Origin of the sequence: Treponema primitia ZAS-1, from assembly GCF_000297095.1 — a bacterium.
Taxonomy (GTDB): domain Bacteria; phylum Spirochaetota; class Spirochaetia; order Treponematales; family Breznakiellaceae; genus Termitinema; species Termitinema primitia_A.
Map to the genome: position 1 here is coordinate 145,262 of NZ_AEEA01000050.1, position 16,048 is coordinate 161,309.

Here is a 16,048-nt window from a genome sequence, read left to right on the forward strand (position 1 = left end):
GTTTTATATGGGTAACAACGCTAAACGGGTAGTAAAAATATTTGATACCACCCTCCGTGACGGGGAACAGTCTCCGGGCTGCAGTATGAATATTCAGGAGAAGCTGGAGGTCGCACGGCGGCTGGAAAAGCTTGGGGTGGATATCATGGAGGCGGGGTTTCCCGCTTCCAGCCCCGGGGATCTGGAATCGGTAAAGACCATCGCGGGGATTATCAGGAATTGTACCGTGGCCGGTCTGTGCCGCAGCTTGGAGAAGGATATTGACGCCGCACGGGAAGCCCTGGCCGGCGCGGCGGATCCCCGGATACATATATTCCTGGCTACCTCTCCTATCCACATGGAGTACAAGCTCAAGATGACGCCGGAAAAGGTGCTTGAGCAGGCGGTGGCTGCGGTTACGTACGCCCGGAAATTCTGCTCCAATGTGGAATTTTCCGCAGAGGACGCCTTCCGCAGCGATGCTGATTTTGTGTGCAGGGTCTTTGGCGCAGTTATCGCTGCCGGGGCTACCACGCTGAACTTCCCCGATACGGTGGGTTATGCCCTGCCCGATGAGTTTGGCGCCCGTATCCGTTATATCAAGGAACATACCCCGGGCATTGAAAAGGCGGTTCTTTCCGTACACTGCCACAACGATCTGGGCCTCGCGGTGGCGAACAGTCTTGCTGCGATTGAAAACGGCGCGGAACAGGCGGAGTGTACCATCAACGGTATCGGCGAGCGGGCGGGGAACGCTTCACTGGAGGAGATCGTCATGGGGCTGCGGGTCCGCAAGGACTACCTCAACGCCGACACCAGGATCGACGCCACGCAAATCTACGCCGCCAGCCGTCTGGTAACCCAGGTTACCGGGGTGAAGGTACAGCCCAACAAAGCTATTGTGGGGGAGAACGCCTTTGCCCACGAAGCGGGGATACACCAGCACGGGGTGATGGCCAACCGGGAAACCTACGAGATCATGACCCCCGAATCCATCGGCATACCCAAGAACCGTATGGTTTTAGGGAAACACTCGGGCCGCCACGCCTTTGAAGACAGGCTGAACGACCTGGGCTATACGGTGAACGCAGAAACATTGGAATCGGTGTTTGCGGAATTCAAAGTCCTGGCGGATAAGAAAAAGGTTGTCAGCGATAGGGATATTGAAGCTCTGGTCATGGGCGTATCCGCGGCGGTTCCGGAAACCTACAAGCTTGACCATTGGGCGATAAATACGGGTTCCGCGCTGGGCGCCACGGCTATCATCAAGCTGCTCCATACCTGCGGGGAAGCGCACAAACAGGTTGCGGTTGGCGACGGTCCGGTGGACGCGATCTTCACGGCGATTAACGAAATTGTCGGGAAAAGACCGGAGCTGGAACTCTACGAAATAGGCGCCATCACCGGCGGGTCCACATCCCAGGGGGAGACCATGGTGAAGATTGCCTGGGAAGGCCGGCATTGGAACGGCCGCGGGGTTTCCACCGACGTGCTTGAATCTTCGATAAAGGCCTACCTTTCGGCGATCAACGCCATGGAGTGGGACCTTGCCGCAGGTGCGGTAAAAAGCCCCCTGCGGGAGCCCCTGCAGGAAGGCGGAGTGTAAACAGCAAATTGAACAGCGGTAAGAAAAGCAACAGTGTTGAAATCCTCGATACTACCCTCAGGGACGGAGCCCAGGGCGAAGGGATTAGCTTTTCTGTGCAGGATAAACTTGCGGTTGTCCGGGCCCTGGATGAACTGGGGGTAGCCTGGATTGAAGCGGGGAACCCCGGCAGTAATCCTAAGGATATGGAATTTTTTCGTCTCGCCGGGGAACTGCGCCTTAAAAATTCAAAGCTCTGTGCCTTCGGTTCCACCCGGAAGAAGGATCTTAAACCGGAGGCGGATCCCCAGGTAAAAAGCCTCCTCACCGCCAATACCCCCGCGGTGGTTATCTTTGGCAAAAGCTGGGACCTCCACGTTCGGGAGGTGCTCCGGGTCAGCCCGGAAGAAAATATTGCCATGATTGCCGAGACCGCCGCCTTTTTAAAGGCCTGGGGTAAGACGCTCATCTACGATGCGGAACACTTCTTCGACGGGTGGCTCGCTAATCCGGACTACGCCCTCGCCACGGTAAAGGCGGCCATTGACGCCGGGGCGGATCGTATCGCCCTGTGTGACACCAACGGCGGCTGCTTTCCCGACACTATTGCTGAGGGTCTTAGGGCGGTACTGGCCTTGGCCGCTGCTGCGGGTAGTGAAGCCCTCATTGGCATCCACGCCCATGACGATTCGGGTTTTGCCAACGCCAATACGGCGGCGGCGGTAAAGGCCGGCGCCCGGCATATCCAGGGAACCCTGGTGGGTTTTGGAGAACGCTGCGGGAACACGAGCCTTGCGGCGGTGATCCCCAGCATTGAGATTAAGCTTGGCTATCCCTGCCTTCCCGCGGGAAAACTGGAACTGCTCTGCGATACGACCAGGGCGGTGGCGGAGATCGCCAATGTTTCGGTGCCCGACAATCTGCCCTACGTCGGCGCCCATGCCTTTTCCCATAAGGCGGGGATGCACGCCGATGCTATCATCAAGATCCGTGAGTCCTTTGAGCATATCGATCCCGCCCTGGTGGGGAACGACCGTCATTTCCTTATGAGCGAAGTCGGGGGCCGGTCTGCCATCGCCGAGCGTGCAAAAAAGATAGATCCTTCTATTACAAAGGATCATCCGGTAACCGCAGCGCTTGCGAATAAGCTGAAAAAACTGGAAGCCGAGGGCTGGCAGTTTGAAGGGGCCGATGGCAGCTTTGAACTTCTGGTACGCAGGGAACTTGTAGCCCAGTTTCCCGAGCGGCACGCAACATTGCTGCCCGAACCTCTTTTCAGTATCGAAGCCTATAGGGTGGTGAGCGAACACCCCACCGGGGAGACCCTGGCCTGTTCCCACGCCTGGGTCAAGGTTCTGGTGGACGGCCAGCACGAAATTGCCGCCGCCGAAGGGGACGGGCCGGTGAACGCCATGGACGGCGCCCTGCGCCGCGCCTTAACCCGGTTCTACCCGGAGCTGGAAAAGGTGCGCCTTTCGGACTACAAGGTCCGGGTTATCGACGGCATTGAGGCTACCGCAGCAAAGGTGCGGGTTCTCATCGAATCCACCGACGGGGTCAACGTTTGGACCACCGTGGGGGTTTCTGCGGATATTATCGACGCCAGCCGCGCGGCATTGGTGGATTCTATAGAATACAAATTGATTGGGGATATGGAAAAGGAGAATAATGATGAGTAACTATTCGATAGCATTGGTACCCGGCGATGGAATAGGGCCGGAAGTGGTTTCCCTGGCCGTGGATGTTCTGGATGCGGTGGGGGATGCGTATGGCCATGTGTTTAACTATGTTGAACTCATTGCGGGCGGTAAGGCTATTGACGCCACCGGCGAACCCCTGCCGGCGGAAACCCTGGAAGCTGCCAAGCAGTGTGACGCCCTGCTCCTGGGGGCGGTGGGCGGGCCTAAGTGGGATACCCTGCCTGGCCATCTGCGGCCGGAGCGCGCCCTCCTGGGTCTGCGTTCAGGCCTGGGGGTCTACGCTAATCTCAGACCCGCGGCGCTCCTCCCCCAGCTCAGGCTTGCATGCCCCCTCAAGGATGAGGTACTTATCGCCAGTAACAGTGAGGGCAGGCCGGATTTCGATCTTCTTATCGTCCGGGAACTGACCGGGGGTCTCTACTTCGGCGAACGGGGCCGGAGCGCCGACGGTAACTCCGCCTTTGATACGGAAACCTATTCCAAAACCGAAATTGAACGGGTTCTTCGCGTAGGCTATTCCGCAGCAAAACTGCGCCGTAAGAAACTCTGCGTGGTAGACAAGGCCAATGTCCTGGAATCCTCCCGGCTGTGGCGGGAAATAAGCATAGAGATTGCCAAGGAATACCCTGATATCGAAACGAGCTACCTTTATGTGGATAACTGCGCCATGCAGCTGATCCGCGCCCCCGGTCAGTTTGACGTGATCGTCACCTCGAACCTCTTTGGGGATATACTTTCCGACGAAGCTTCGGTGCTTACCGGCTCCATCGGTATGCTTGCCTCGGCGAGCCTTGCCGGTGCCGGGGGCGTTCCGGGCGGAGAACCGGTGATGGGGATCTACGAGCCCATCCACGGTTCCGCTCCGGATATTGCCGGCAAGGATATCGCCAATCCCCTGGCGGCAATTCTCTCCGCAGCAATGCTGCTCCGTTATTCCTTCGGCCTGGAAAAGGAGGCCGCCGCTGTGGAGGCCGCGGTCAGCGCCGTGCTGGATTCCGGGCTGCGTACCAAGGATATTGCCGGCCGAAGCGGGACAGCGGATAAGGAAAAGATAGTTGGCACCCTGGAAATGGGGAAAGCGGTACTGAAGGCCCTGGAGGGAAAGCAATGAGGAGAGAGCCATGAAAAAAATACTTGCCCTGACTGCGGTCTGCTGTCTGTTTGCCGGTGTCTTGGCCGCCGAACCGATGCGGGACCGGGATTACAATGGGGGTCCGATCCCGGTGGAGGATGCCGAAACAGGATCCTATTACGTATCGGTCCGGGGAAGCGATGACCAGGATGGGTTGGGGGAAGACCGGGCGTTTAAGACTCTGCGAAAAGCCGTAGACGCTGCCAAGAACAGTAATACTAAACGCATAACCATTATTGGTATTCTGGATGACAAGAGTGAGGCCGCCGGAAACGGGGAAAGCGTTTTTGCCATCGGCGATTGCGGGCCGGATGAAATCCTTATCACCGGTACCGGAGATGGCGAGCAGGCAGCGGAACTGCGGGGAGGCAAGGAGAAAAGGGTTCTGGAAATTTATGGCCCCGCAAAATTACGTTTTGAGTATATTACCGTTTCCGGGGGAAATACGGATTCTATCGGGGGCGGCATCTTTTTTGAGAACAGCGCGGAACTGACCCTGGGAACCGGTGTTGTGGTGCGGGACAACCATGCTTCCGAAGGCGGCGGCCTTTATGGGCTTACGGCGAATCTGTACCTGCGCGGCAACGCGGCCATTCGCAATAATACGGTCAGCACCGATGAAGCCGGGGGGATTCTGCTGCGCTCGGGCAGCTTCTTTATGGGGGATAACGCAGAGGTAAGCGGCAACACCGGCGGCGGGATCGTTGCTTGGGGAAGCTCTGTAACCATTGAGGGGGATGCCCGTATCAGCAATAATAGCTGCGAATATATAGCCGCCGGGCTCTGTCTGTATATAAGTTCGGATGTCATTTTACGGGGAAATGCCGCGGTGACCGGAAATACGGCCGGTCAATCAGGGGGCGGCATAGGCGGTATCCAGTCGGTATTCGTCATGCTTGAAAATTCACGGATAAGTAATAATACTGCGGTTCATGATGGCGGCGGATTATATTTTGTTGACTCGGAAATTTATGTTTCCGGTAATGCGGAGATCACCGGGAACAGCGCGGAAAACGACGGCGGGGGAATCTACGCCCACGACTCGGTCCTGGCGGTACGGGGCGCTTCGCGGATCGCTGAAAACAGCGCCGGTGATGACGGCGGCGGGATATATATTACCGGTACGGAGTTTTTCCTGGGAGAAAGCGCCTCAATTGAGGATAATGAAGCGGCCTGCGGCGGTGGAGTATGTTCCGAATTGGGCGCTTACAGTACCATGGAGGATAACTCGGTAGTACAGGGCAATAGTTCTTCGGAACAGGGCGGCGGCGGCCTGTGCGTGGGTATCAATGCGTTCATGATCATGAAGGGCGGCATTGTACGGAACAACGAAGCTGTTTACGGCGGCGGCGTCTATATAGAGGGAGGCGGATTCAAACATTCCGGGGGTATCATCTCCGATAATAATGCTGAGTCCGGCGGCGGCGTATTCCGGAGAAGCGGCGTTTTTAACCAAACTAAGGGAATACTTCAGGATAATGCTCCGGATGATTTTGCGGAATCTTCCGAATAAGTACAAGGATATTAATATGCGCAGTGATATTGTTAACAAGGGTGTGGCTAAGGCTCCCCATCGGTCTCTGTTTAAAGCCATGGGCTTTATAGATGAAGAATTTAACCGGCCATTGATCGGCATTGCGGTTGCCAAGAGCGAAATTGTTCCGGGACATATGCACCTGGATACCATAGCCAAGGCCGCTGCCGACGGAGTGCGGGAAGCCGGCGGTGTTCCCGTACAGTTCCCCGTGATCGGTGTCTGCGACGGTATCGCCATGGGCCACGAAGGTATGCGTTATTCCCTGGTAACCCGGGAACTTATCGCCGATTCCATCGAATGTATGGTCATGGCCCACGGCTTTGACGCGGTGATTTACATCCCAAACTGCGACAAGATCGTTCCGGGTATGCTCATGGCTGCCGCCCGGATCAATCTACCCGGGGTCTTTGTTTCCGGGGGCCCCATGCTGGCGGGAAAGAAGGACGGCAAGACCCTTACCCTTACTACCATGTTCGAGGCGGTAGGGGCCGTAGGCGCGGGCAAGATGGATGAGGCGGAACTCTACGCCCTGGAAGAGGCAGCCTGTCCGGGCTGTGGTTCCTGTTCGGGGATGTTCACCGCCAACTCTATGAACTGCGTTACTGAAGCCCTGGGAATGGCCCTGTCCGGTAACGGCACTATCCCTGCGGTGATGGGTGAACGGCTCCGGCTTGCCAAGCGGACCGGCTTTCTGGTAATGGATGTATTGAAGAAGGATATCAGACCGCGGTCGATAATGACCGAACGGGCCTTCATGAACGCCCTTGCCATGGACATGGCCCTGGGCTGTTCCACCAATACCGCCCTGCACCTTCCCGCCATAGCCCATGAAGCGGGGTTTAAGCTGGACCTGGATCTCCTCAATAAAGTGAGCGCTGTTACGCCAAACCTCTGCAGGCTTGCCCCTGCGGGTTCCGATGCCATGGAGGATCTTCAGGCAGCCGGGGGCATTCCGGCGGTATTTAAGGAGCTGAGTAAAAAAGCCCTGGTAGATCTCAGGGCCCCAACGGTCTACGGCATTCTGGAAGACGTGGTGAAAAATGCAGTGAACAGGGATACTAATATTATCCGGCCCCTGGAAAATCCCTATTCCGCCACCGGCGGCCTTGCCGCGCTGCGCGGAAACCTTGCCCCCGATGGATCGGTGGTAAAGCGCAGCGCCGTTGCCCCGTCAATGCTCAAACATTCAGGCCCTGCCAGGATCTTCAACGCCGAAGAAGAGGCCTTTGACGCCATTATGGGGGCAAAGATAAAACCCGGGGACGTGATCGTCATCCGGTACGAAGGGCCCCGGGGCGGTCCGGGGATGAAGGAGATGCTCGCCCCCACAGGCGCCCTGGCCGGCATGGGCCTGGACGACAAGGTGGCGCTCATCACCGACGGCCGTTTTTCCGGAGCTACCAAGGGCGCTGCCATAGGCCACGTTTCCCCGGAGGCCGCCGACGGCGGAGTTATCGGCCTTTTGCAGGAGGGAGACATTATCGATATAGACATAGATGCCCGCAGTATTAGTGTAAAGCTCAGCGAAGGCGAACTTGCCAAACGGCGGGAGGTATGGAAACCCCTGCCCCCAAAGGTACAAACCGGCTATCTGGCCCGCTACGCTAAACAGGTGAGTTCCGCCGCATCAGGCGCGGTGTTTAAGTAGGAGTTACAGCATGCAGTATATTGGAGCGAGGATCCTTATCGAGGCCCTGATTGAACAGGGTGTGGATACGGTGTTTGGATATCCCGGCGGAGCGGTTCTGTTTATCTACGATGAATTGTACAAACACCGGGACCGGATACAACATATCCTGGTAGGCCATGAACAGCATGCCGCCCACGCGGCGGACGGATATGCCCGGTCCAGCGGAAAAGTCGGGGTATGTATCGCCACCTCCGGCCCCGGCGCAACGAACCTGGTAACCGGTATTGCCACCGCCGCTATGGACTCGGTACCCATGGTGGCGATCACCGGGAATGTGTCCACCAATCTGCTTGGCAAGGACAGCTTTCAGGAAGTGGATATCGCCGGGATAACCATGCCCGTGGTTAAACACAATTGGATAGTAAAGGATGTAAACGCCCTGGCAGAAACGGTGCGGGAAGCTTTTATCGTAGCACAGTCCGGAAGGCCGGGCCCGGTGCTTATCGACATCCCCAAGGATATTACCGCTGCGCTGGGGGAATGGATTCCCCTGAGATCCAACGGGAAGGGGCCGATAAAAAACATCGAGTCCATTTCTGCGGATAAGCTGGCGGCCGGTATCATTCCTGAAGGGGCAGACCCTTCGGAGATACGCGGGGAAGATGAGGTCCTGAGCGCCCGGGCCCGCCGGCTGGTAACCAGAAACCGGCGTCCCACTTTTACTGATGAAGATATCGATCGAGCAGTATCGCTGTTCCGGGAAGCCAAGCGGCCGATGATCTACGCCGGAGGCGGGGTGATAATCTCCGATGCTTCCGGGGAACTCACCCAGCTTGCGGAGCGGCTTAATGCTCCGGTGGCCTTAAGCCTCATGGGGGTAGGGGCCTTCCCCAGGGAGCACCGGCTCTATACGGGGCTCATCGGTATGCATGGAACCGTAGCCTCCAACAAGGCGGTGCAGAAGGCGGATCTCCTTATCGCTGTGGGGGCCCGCTTTTCCGACCGGGTTACCAGCAGTGCGGATCATTTCGCCAAGGGTGCAAAGATTCTCCATTTTGATATCGATCCGGCCGAGGTAAACAAAAATGTCGGGGCCCATGCATGGGTTGTGGGGGACATAAAAAAAATAATAGCAAAACTGTTGAAGGTTCTTCCTCAGCATATAAAAACCGATTGGGAAGGGAATATAGAAAAGTGGAAGGAAAAAATTCCAAAGGCCCATCATAGCAGCAGCAGTATCCTTCACCCCCGGTTCATCATTGAGGAAACCGCCAAACGTCTGGGCTACGATGCCATTGTTGCCACCGACGTGGGGCAGCACCAGATTTGGACAGCCCAGTTCTATCCATTTACCCGGCCCCGATCCTTTCTTACATCAGGCGGGCTTGGAACCATGGGCTTCGGACTGGGGGCCGCCATTGGCGCAAAGCTTGCCAACCCTAAGCGGCCCACGGTGCTGTTCACCGGAGACGGTTCCTTCAGGATGAATTGCGGAGAGCTGGCAACCCTCAGCAGTTATCAAATTCCCATACTCATTGTTATCATTAATAACACGGTGCTTGGCATGGTCCGGCAGTGGCAGACTCTTTTTTACGAGGAACGGTATTCCGAGACTATCCTGGACAGACCGCCGGATTTTGTAAAACTTGCGGATGCCTACGGGCTTAGGGGTTACCACGCGGAAAACGAGAGGACCTTTATTGAAGCCCTTGATTTTGCTATGAAGGATCTTAGTTCCGGGCTTAGCGCCCTGATAGATGCCCGTATTAATAGGGATGAAAAGGTTCTCCCCATGGTACCCGGCGGCAGGCCCATTGATGAGCAGATTTTGATATGAGATCTACACAAAGGATCGGATGTCTCCTATGCTTCATACTGATACTGTTCCCGGGCTGCTCCAAGCCTGTTCCGTCCCAGTCCGAATTTATATTAGGTACGGTCTGTTCAGTCAGCCTCTATGACCGCGGCAGGCAAAGTGTGTACCGGGAAATATTTGACCGCCTGCGGGAAATAGAAAGCATGATGAGCGCCAATATAGAGAATTCTGATCTGGGGCGGATTAACCGCGCCTCCGGTATTGAAGCTGTGGCGGTACATTCGGACACCATTACGGTACTCAAACGTGCTGTGCACTTTGCGGAACTATCGGATGGCGCCTTTGATCCCAGTATAGGTCCTTTAGTAAAGCTGTGGGGTATTGGTTCTGACGCCGAGCGGGTTCCTGCGGAACATGAAATAGCCCGGGTCCTCCCCCTGGTCAATTGGAAAGATATTGTTATTGACGAGACCGCCTCCACGGTGTTTCTTAAGCAGCCGGGTATGGGCCTTGATCTGGGGGCTATTGCCAAGGGCTATGCTGCGGATGAAGCTGTACGGATCGTTCGGGCAGCCGGGATAAAGCGGGCGCTCATCGACCTTGGGGGGAACATCCTCGTTTACGGCGCCAAGCGGGACCACAGCCCCTGGCGGGTGGGGATTCAGAATCCCCTGGAGGGGCGGGGCGCCTATTTCGGTATAGCGGAGGTCGAAAACAAAACCCTGGTAACATCCGGTGTCTATGAGCGATTTTTCGAGTCCGATGGTAAGCGCTATCACCACATCCTTTCTACCCGGGACGGGTATCCGGTAGACCAGGGCCTCCTTTCGGTAACAATTATCGGCCAGAGCTCTATAGACGCTGACGCCCTCTCCACAACCCTTTTTGCCCTGGGTTATGAAAAGGGCAGTATCCTCCTGGAATCTCTGGATAATACGGAGGTCATTTTTGTTTTTGCGGATCTGAGCGTCCGGGGCACATCCGGGGCTTTTGAACATTTTACCCTGACCGATGATGATTTTAAGATAATGGGTGGATTTTAAGATAAATGGTAGAAATTTGTGTATAATGGGGATATCATTAATGAGATCGTTTGGAGGAAAGGATATGAAAAAAGGTAAGTCCCCGGGGTTATTCATTTCCCTTTTGCTTATTACCATGCTTGCGGCCTGTTCCGGACGAAATTCGGGAACCAAGACCGCTGGGACCGATGATATTACGGTGGTCTTTGTGCCAAAGGTTACGGGTAACGCCTTTTTTGAGTCCGCCAACAAGGGCGCCCAGGAATACGCCGCCAAGAACGGCTTTAAAATAAAATACGATGGAAGTCCCGAGGCGCTTATTGAAAATCAGGTTGCCATCATTGAGCGGGCCATTGCGGAGAAGGCCCAGGCCCTCTCCATCTCTTCCCTGGACGCCAAAGCCCTGGATGGGGTGATGAAAAAAGCCTTGGCCGCGGGTATAAAGGTAACAACCTGGGACTCGGATGTCTCTGGCGATGCCCGGCAGATCATGGTTTCCCAGGGGACCCCGGATCAGCTGGGGAAAATGCTGGTGGAAATGGGGGCGAAAAGCCTGAGCGGCCGGGGTATCAACCTGGACGGCCCGGTAAGCTACGTCTGGCATTATTCCCAGGCGACGGTAACGGATCAAAATTCCTGGCAGGCCGCGGGGGAACGGTACATCCGCGCCGCCTATCCCAGTTGGCGGAATGTAAACCCCGATAACTATTACAGCGGCCAGGACCCGGATAAGGCCATCGCTGTTGGGGAGGAGATCCTGAAAACTCACCCCGCCATTGATTTGATCATCTGTAACGATTCTACCTCCCTGCCGGGTCAGGCCCAGGCGGCGAAGAACCTTGGCTTTAACGCAGGGAGTATAACTATCACCGGCTTTGCTTCACCTAACTCCATGCGGGACTACTGCAAGGAGGGTATTCTGGAGCGATGGGGCCTTTGGGATTGTCAGATCCAGGGCGCCCTGGGGTGTTACTTGGCCTATTATCTGGCAACGGGGAAACAGCTGCAGGTGGGCGGCCGGGTGGACGTACCGGATATCGGCATCGTCGAGGTGATGCCTAATACGGTTCTGGACAGCGCGGCCTATACATCCGTGGATTCCGGGGTAGTGCTCCTGCCGGCGCGTACGGAATTTACCATCAATAATGTGGATAACTATGATTTTTAGTTCTTCCGCCAAGGGGCTGCTCTTCAATCTATTTGTAAGCCTTCTCCTCGTGCTGGGTTTATCCGCCTGTTCAGTAAGCGAATCCGGCGGGGACAAACTGCAGGATGGATATTTCACAGCGGCGGCCGCAGAATTTGACGCCAATGGCTGGAAGGAGTGCATCACCATTTATATCGATAATAACCGGATAGTAACCGTGGAGTACAATGCAAAAAATGCCAGCGGCTTTCTCAAATCCTGGGATATGGAATACATGCGCCAGATGAGCGCCGTAGCGGGGAACTATCCTACCAAATACACCAGGGTTTATGCACAGGCCCTGCTAAACCGGCAGGATCCGGACAAAATTGACGCCCTCGCCGGGGCTACGCATTCCTATAAATCCTTTAAGGTTCTGGCTAGGGCAGTTATAGATCAGGCAAGGGCGGGGGATAAAAAAGTTGCCCTGGTCGAATTATCAGATTAGCAGGGACAGGGGAATGAAGCAGGAAAAAAGCATAACCACCAACATAGCCTTAACCGCGGTACTGGTAGTTGTTATTCTTACCGTAGGCCTGGTATCGGTTATGGTCTATTTTATGAATTCCCTCACCGATACAACCCTGATCCGTGTGCTGCAAACCACCGCTAAAACGGCGGCGGAAAGCGTTGAGGGGAACCTGCATAACATGGCGGATCGTTTTTTTATGATCCGCAGTAACGCTATATTTTCCGAACAGTTTTCTTCCCGCCGTTCTGTGTTGGACCATGCCACATCGGGTATTGAATTTGTATGGCTTGGCCTCTACCGGGCCGACGGCGTTCTCCAGGAGGGAAGTGAGAATTCCCCCCGTAGTATTTCTGACCGGGTACTTTTTGATAAGATCCGGGAAACCCGGAATCTGGTAATCGATGATACATCCGTGGGCGCCAACGGCCTGGAAATTTCTATGGGCATCCCCATCAACGAAACTGCGGCGCCCTTGTATCTGGTGGGAAGTTACCGCTACGACGTTCTGGGGGATGTGCTGAACAATATTAATATCAATGCCCGGGGCGCCGCATTTATTATTAATGAAGAGGGAAATTTGGTTGCCCACCGGGATCTGGGCCGGGTCTTTAGCAAGGAACACATAAGCCGCAGCCTAGGTTATGGCCAGGCAGTACAGGATATAGTAGATCTGATGAAACAGGGCCAGACCGGATCCGCCAGTATCGCCGGGGCCGAGGAGCGGATCTTTATAAGCTACGCCCCCATCAGGGGAACCCTTTGGTCATTGGGCATCGAAGCGCCCCGTATAGATTTTATAGCGCCCCTCAGGGTGGCAGTTATCGTAAGTGTTATCTTCATGTTGGCGGCCATCGTTTTTTTCATCATAGTCTACAACGCCGCTCTCAGGCATATACTCACGACACCCCTTCGGCTTATTACCGAAAACGCCCGGGATCTTGCCCTGGGAAAATTTGACAATACCCTGCCCAAGGAAATTACCAAGCGGACCGATGAAATAGGCCGCCTGGGTTCCACCTTTATTTCTATGACCAAAACCATCCACTCGGCGATCCACGATATCCGCGGCCTTGCGGATACAGCCCGGGCGGGCTTCATGAATGATCGGGCGGACCCTTCCTCCTACCAGGGGGATTACCATCTCATCATCTCCGGAATAAATTCAATGCTGGACATCTTCTGTTCCCACCTCAACGCCATGCCCAATGCTCTGGCTTTGTTCGATGGAGAACGCAGATGTATCTACCTCAATCAAACCATGGAGGATATCCTTACCCACCATCACTTCGATAAGAATGATCCCGCCCTGCTTTCTGCCATACTTGTAGCCGGCAAGGAGACCGGAACGGAATTTCTGGAAGCCCTGGCTTTTTCTCTCTTTACGGCGGGCACACGTGTCGGGGATACCAGCCATGCCGAACTGGTCATCACCGACAGTGTTGGTGATGACCTGAGTTACAACATGACCCTGAGGCGTATCGGTAACGAGGGTACCGGGACGGACGCGCAATTCGGCTGCGTGATGATGATCCTGAGCGATGTTACCATGCTTGCACGGGCGCGGATTGAAGCAGAGGCGGCCAGCAGCGCCAAGAGCAACTTCCTGGCCAATATGAGCCACGAAATGCGCACCCCCATGAATGCTATCATCGGTATGACAACCCTGGCAAAATCGTCCAATGAAATTGAACGGAAAGATTATTGCCTCAATAAAATTGAAGGAGCCTCCATTCATCTCCTGGGGGTTATCAATGATGTTCTTGATATGTCAAAAATCGAGGCGAATAAATTTGATCTTTCCTATACGGACTTTAATTTTGAAAAAATGATCCAGCGTGTAGTAAATGTAATCAACGCTAAGGTTGACGAGCGGCATCAGGATTTTAATATACGCCTTGACCCGAATATACCCCCCTCGCTTATCGGGGATGAGCAGCGGCTTGCCCAGGTAATTACTAATCTTCTTTCCAACGCCGTAAAATTTACCCCCGAAGAGGGAACCATTAAACTTATCGCCTCCTTTATCAAGGAAGAGCAGGATACCTGCACCGTAAAGATTGAGGTAATCGATTCGGGGATAGGCATCAGCGACGAACAGAAGGCAAAGCTCTTTGGCTCTTTCCAGCAGGCCGATTCAAGCATATCCCGGCGTTTTGGCGGAACCGGTCTGGGGCTTGCCATATCAAAACGGATCGTGGAGATGATGGGGGGCGGCATCTGGGTACATTCCAAGCCAGGTGAGGGTTCCACCTTCGGCTTCACATTCGAGGTTAAGCGGGGAGAGGAAATCCGGCAAAGCCTGTTGAAGGACGGAGTAAACCTGACTAATCTCCGCATCCTGGCGGTGGACGATGATCCTGATATCCGGGATTCTTTCTCAGAATTTCTGCGTCAGTTTTCGCTTAAGGGGGATATCGCCATCGGCGGAGATGAGGCCTTGGATCTGATAGAAAAAAACGGCCCCTACGATCTGTACTTTGTGGATTGGAAGATGCCCGGCCTGGACGGTATCGAACTTTCCCGCCGGATCAAGGCGGGAAATCCTGAAACATCGTCCCATAAGTCGGTAGTAATAATGATCTCCGCAGCGGAATGGACCACCATTGAGGGGGAGGCGAAAAAAGCAGGGGTGGATCGTTTCCTTTCGAAGCCCCTGTTTCCCTCCACGGTGGCGGATATCATAAACGATTGTCTGGGCCAGGGCAATGAGCATGTGGGTGAAAATTCCGCCATGGCGGATAACTTCAAGGGTTTTCGTCTCCTTTTAGCGGAGGATATTGATATCAACCGGGAGATCGTGATGGCCCTGCTGGAGCCGACGGAGCTTGAAATCGACTGCGCGGAAAATGGCGCCGAAGCCGTTGAGCTGTTCAAAAAAAATGCGGATAGCTACGATATGATATTTATGGATATCCAGATGCCCGAAATGGACGGTTACGAAGCTACCCGCCGTATCCGTGCCCTGGATGAGGGAAGGGCAAAAAATATTCCCATCGTGGCAATGACCGCAAATGTGTTTCGCCAGGACATTGAAAGGTGCCTTGCCGCCGGTATGAACGATCATGTGGGAAAGCCCCTGGACTTTGATGAAGTATTAGCAAAACTGCGAAAATATCTACCCCAGGGATCTTCCGGCAAAACCCCATGAAGCAGAAACAACCCTACACAATTATTCACGAAGATGATCATATTATAGCGGTAAACAAGGCTGCGGGTATTGCCGTAAGCGGAGACCGCTGGGATGAGTCCCGGGAACGGCTGGACAAGCTGCTGGGCAGTTTTTATAACGGCCCTATCTTTATTGTACACCGCCTTGACCGGGACACATCGGGGATCATCGTCTTTGCCCGGGACGAAGACACCCACCGGTACCTCTCTAAGGCCTTCGAATCCCGTGAGGTGGAGAAAATCTACTGCGCCATAGTTCACGGACGGCCTCTGTGGGCGGAAACGGACTGTGACCTTGCGCTGGCTCCGGATGGAGACAAGCTGCACCGGACCGTTGTCGATAAACACCATGGCAAAAGATCCTTCACCCATTTCCGCCTTCTCCTTGCCGCCGGCGCCTATTCTGTTGTGGAAGCCCGCCCTGCCTCAGGCCGTACCCATCAAATCCGGGTCCATCTGGCCAGCCTGGGCCACCCCGTGGTCTGCGACCCCCTCTACGGTTCCCGCAACAGTCCTAAGCCGGTCTACCTATCGGGGTTCAAAAAAGGCTGGCGCGGCGATCCCCTGGCCGAAAAGCCCCTCCTGGACCGCCTGGGCCTTCACGCCGCCGCTCTGAGTCTTCCATACCCGCCCGGCTTGGACAACAAGCTCACCCTACAGGCGCCGCTGCCCCGGGACATGACGGCGTTGATTAAGCAGATGGAGAAAGCTGCGGGAACATTGATGTCTAACGTTATATAAAAAACAAAATGGTTTTCCGTGGGGATGGAGCGTAGCGGAATCAGTTCATCGAAGTATTCGAGCAGATCATCGTAACTATT

11 protein-coding genes are annotated in these 16,048 nt (G+C 55.0%); all 11 read left to right on the forward strand.

Translation table 11 applies throughout. The annotated features are described in order from the left end of the window. The first annotated feature begins 7 nt into the window (after positions 1–7). The 11 genes from TPRIMZ1_RS0108880 to TPRIMZ1_RS0108930 all read left to right on the forward strand — a co-directional run bounded on the left by TPRIMZ1_RS0108880 (position 8) and on the right by TPRIMZ1_RS0108930 (position 15,968). A complete protein-coding gene (locus TPRIMZ1_RS0108880; protein ID WP_010257985.1) occupies positions 8–1,585 on the forward strand; it encodes a 2-isopropylmalate synthase in 1,578 nt (525 codons plus the stop codon). A gap of 8 nt (positions 1,586–1,593) precedes the next feature. After that, positions 1,594–3,243 carry a citramalate synthase gene (cimA, locus tag TPRIMZ1_RS0108885; RefSeq protein ID WP_010257987.1) on the forward strand — a complete coding sequence of 550 codons (1,650 nt, stop codon included), beginning with the start codon at positions 1,594–1,596 and terminating at the stop codon, positions 3,241–3,243. Further along, on the forward strand, positions 3,236–4,375 hold the full coding sequence (leuB, locus tag TPRIMZ1_RS0108890; protein ID WP_010257989.1) for a 3-isopropylmalate dehydrogenase: 1,140 nt from the start codon (positions 3,236–3,238) through the stop codon (positions 4,373–4,375). Before cimA ends, leuB begins: the two co-directional genes overlap by 8 nt. 10 nt (positions 4,376–4,385) lie before the next feature. Beyond that, complete coding sequence (locus TPRIMZ1_RS0108895; protein ID WP_010257991.1) at positions 4,386–5,909, forward strand: right-handed parallel beta-helix repeat-containing protein; 1,524 nt, start codon at positions 4,386–4,388, stop codon at positions 5,907–5,909. Between the two features lie 16 nt (positions 5,910–5,925). Further along, positions 5,926–7,581: a dihydroxy-acid dehydratase gene (gene ilvD / locus TPRIMZ1_RS0108900; protein ID WP_010257995.1), complete on the forward strand. Its 1,656-nt coding sequence runs from the start codon at positions 5,926–5,928 to the stop codon at positions 7,579–7,581. Positions 7,582–7,591: 10 nt separating this feature from the next. Then, complete coding sequence (locus tag TPRIMZ1_RS0108905) at positions 7,592–9,400, forward strand: thiamine pyrophosphate-binding protein (RefSeq protein WP_010257998.1); 1,809 nt, start codon at positions 7,592–7,594, stop codon at positions 9,398–9,400. Next, positions 9,397–10,422: an FAD:protein FMN transferase gene (locus TPRIMZ1_RS0108910; RefSeq protein WP_026043626.1), complete on the forward strand. Its 1,026-nt coding sequence runs from the start codon at positions 9,397–9,399 to the stop codon at positions 10,420–10,422. Before TPRIMZ1_RS0108905 ends, TPRIMZ1_RS0108910 begins: the two co-directional genes overlap by 4 nt. A gap of 64 nt (positions 10,423–10,486) precedes the next feature. Next, positions 10,487–11,569 carry a substrate-binding domain-containing protein gene (locus TPRIMZ1_RS0108915; RefSeq protein ID WP_010258002.1) on the forward strand — a complete coding sequence of 361 codons (1,083 nt, stop codon included), beginning with the start codon at positions 10,487–10,489 and terminating at the stop codon, positions 11,567–11,569. After that, entirely contained in the window at positions 11,559–12,035 is a 477-nt protein-coding gene (locus TPRIMZ1_RS0108920; protein ID WP_010258005.1) for a major membrane immunogen, read from the forward strand. Before TPRIMZ1_RS0108915 ends, TPRIMZ1_RS0108920 begins: the two co-directional genes overlap by 11 nt. Before the next feature lie 13 nt (positions 12,036–12,048). Continuing rightward, a complete protein-coding gene (locus TPRIMZ1_RS0108925; protein WP_010258008.1) occupies positions 12,049–15,207 on the forward strand; it encodes a response regulator in 3,159 nt (1,052 codons plus the stop codon). Beyond that, a complete protein-coding gene (locus tag TPRIMZ1_RS0108930) occupies positions 15,204–15,968 on the forward strand; it encodes an RluA family pseudouridine synthase (protein ID WP_010258012.1) in 765 nt (254 codons plus the stop codon). Before TPRIMZ1_RS0108925 ends, TPRIMZ1_RS0108930 begins: the two co-directional genes overlap by 4 nt. Positions 15,969–16,048 lie beyond the last annotated feature (80 nt).

Excerpts from the sequence above, each read along its gene's own strand:
- TPRIMZ1_RS0108915 (WP_010258002.1), top strand. The coding sequence starts at position 10,487 with ATGAAAAAAGGTAAGTCCCCGGGGTTATTCATTTCCCTTTTGCTTATT.
- TPRIMZ1_RS0108895 (WP_010257991.1), top strand. The coding sequence starts at position 4,386 with ATGAAAAAAATACTTGCCCTGACTGCGGTCTGCTGTCTGTTTGCCGGT.
- TPRIMZ1_RS0108930 (WP_010258012.1), top strand. The coding sequence starts at position 15,204 with ATGAAGCAGAAACAACCCTACACAATTATTCACGAAGATGATCATATT.
- leuB (WP_010257989.1), top strand. The coding sequence starts at position 3,236 with ATGAGTAACTATTCGATAGCATTGGTACCCGGCGATGGAATAGGGCCG.
- TPRIMZ1_RS0108910 (WP_026043626.1), top strand. The coding sequence starts at position 9,397 with ATGAGATCTACACAAAGGATCGGATGTCTCCTATGCTTCATACTGATA.
- TPRIMZ1_RS0108880 (WP_010257985.1), top strand. The coding sequence starts at position 8 with ATGGGTAACAACGCTAAACGGGTAGTAAAAATATTTGATACCACCCTC.
- ilvD (WP_010257995.1), top strand. The coding sequence starts at position 5,926 with ATGCGCAGTGATATTGTTAACAAGGGTGTGGCTAAGGCTCCCCATCGG.
- TPRIMZ1_RS0108925 (WP_010258008.1), top strand. The coding sequence starts at position 12,049 with ATGAAGCAGGAAAAAAGCATAACCACCAACATAGCCTTAACCGCGGTA.
- TPRIMZ1_RS0108905 (WP_010257998.1), top strand. The coding sequence starts at position 7,592 with ATGCAGTATATTGGAGCGAGGATCCTTATCGAGGCCCTGATTGAACAG.
- TPRIMZ1_RS0108920 (WP_010258005.1), top strand. The coding sequence starts at position 11,559 with ATGATTTTTAGTTCTTCCGCCAAGGGGCTGCTCTTCAATCTATTTGTA.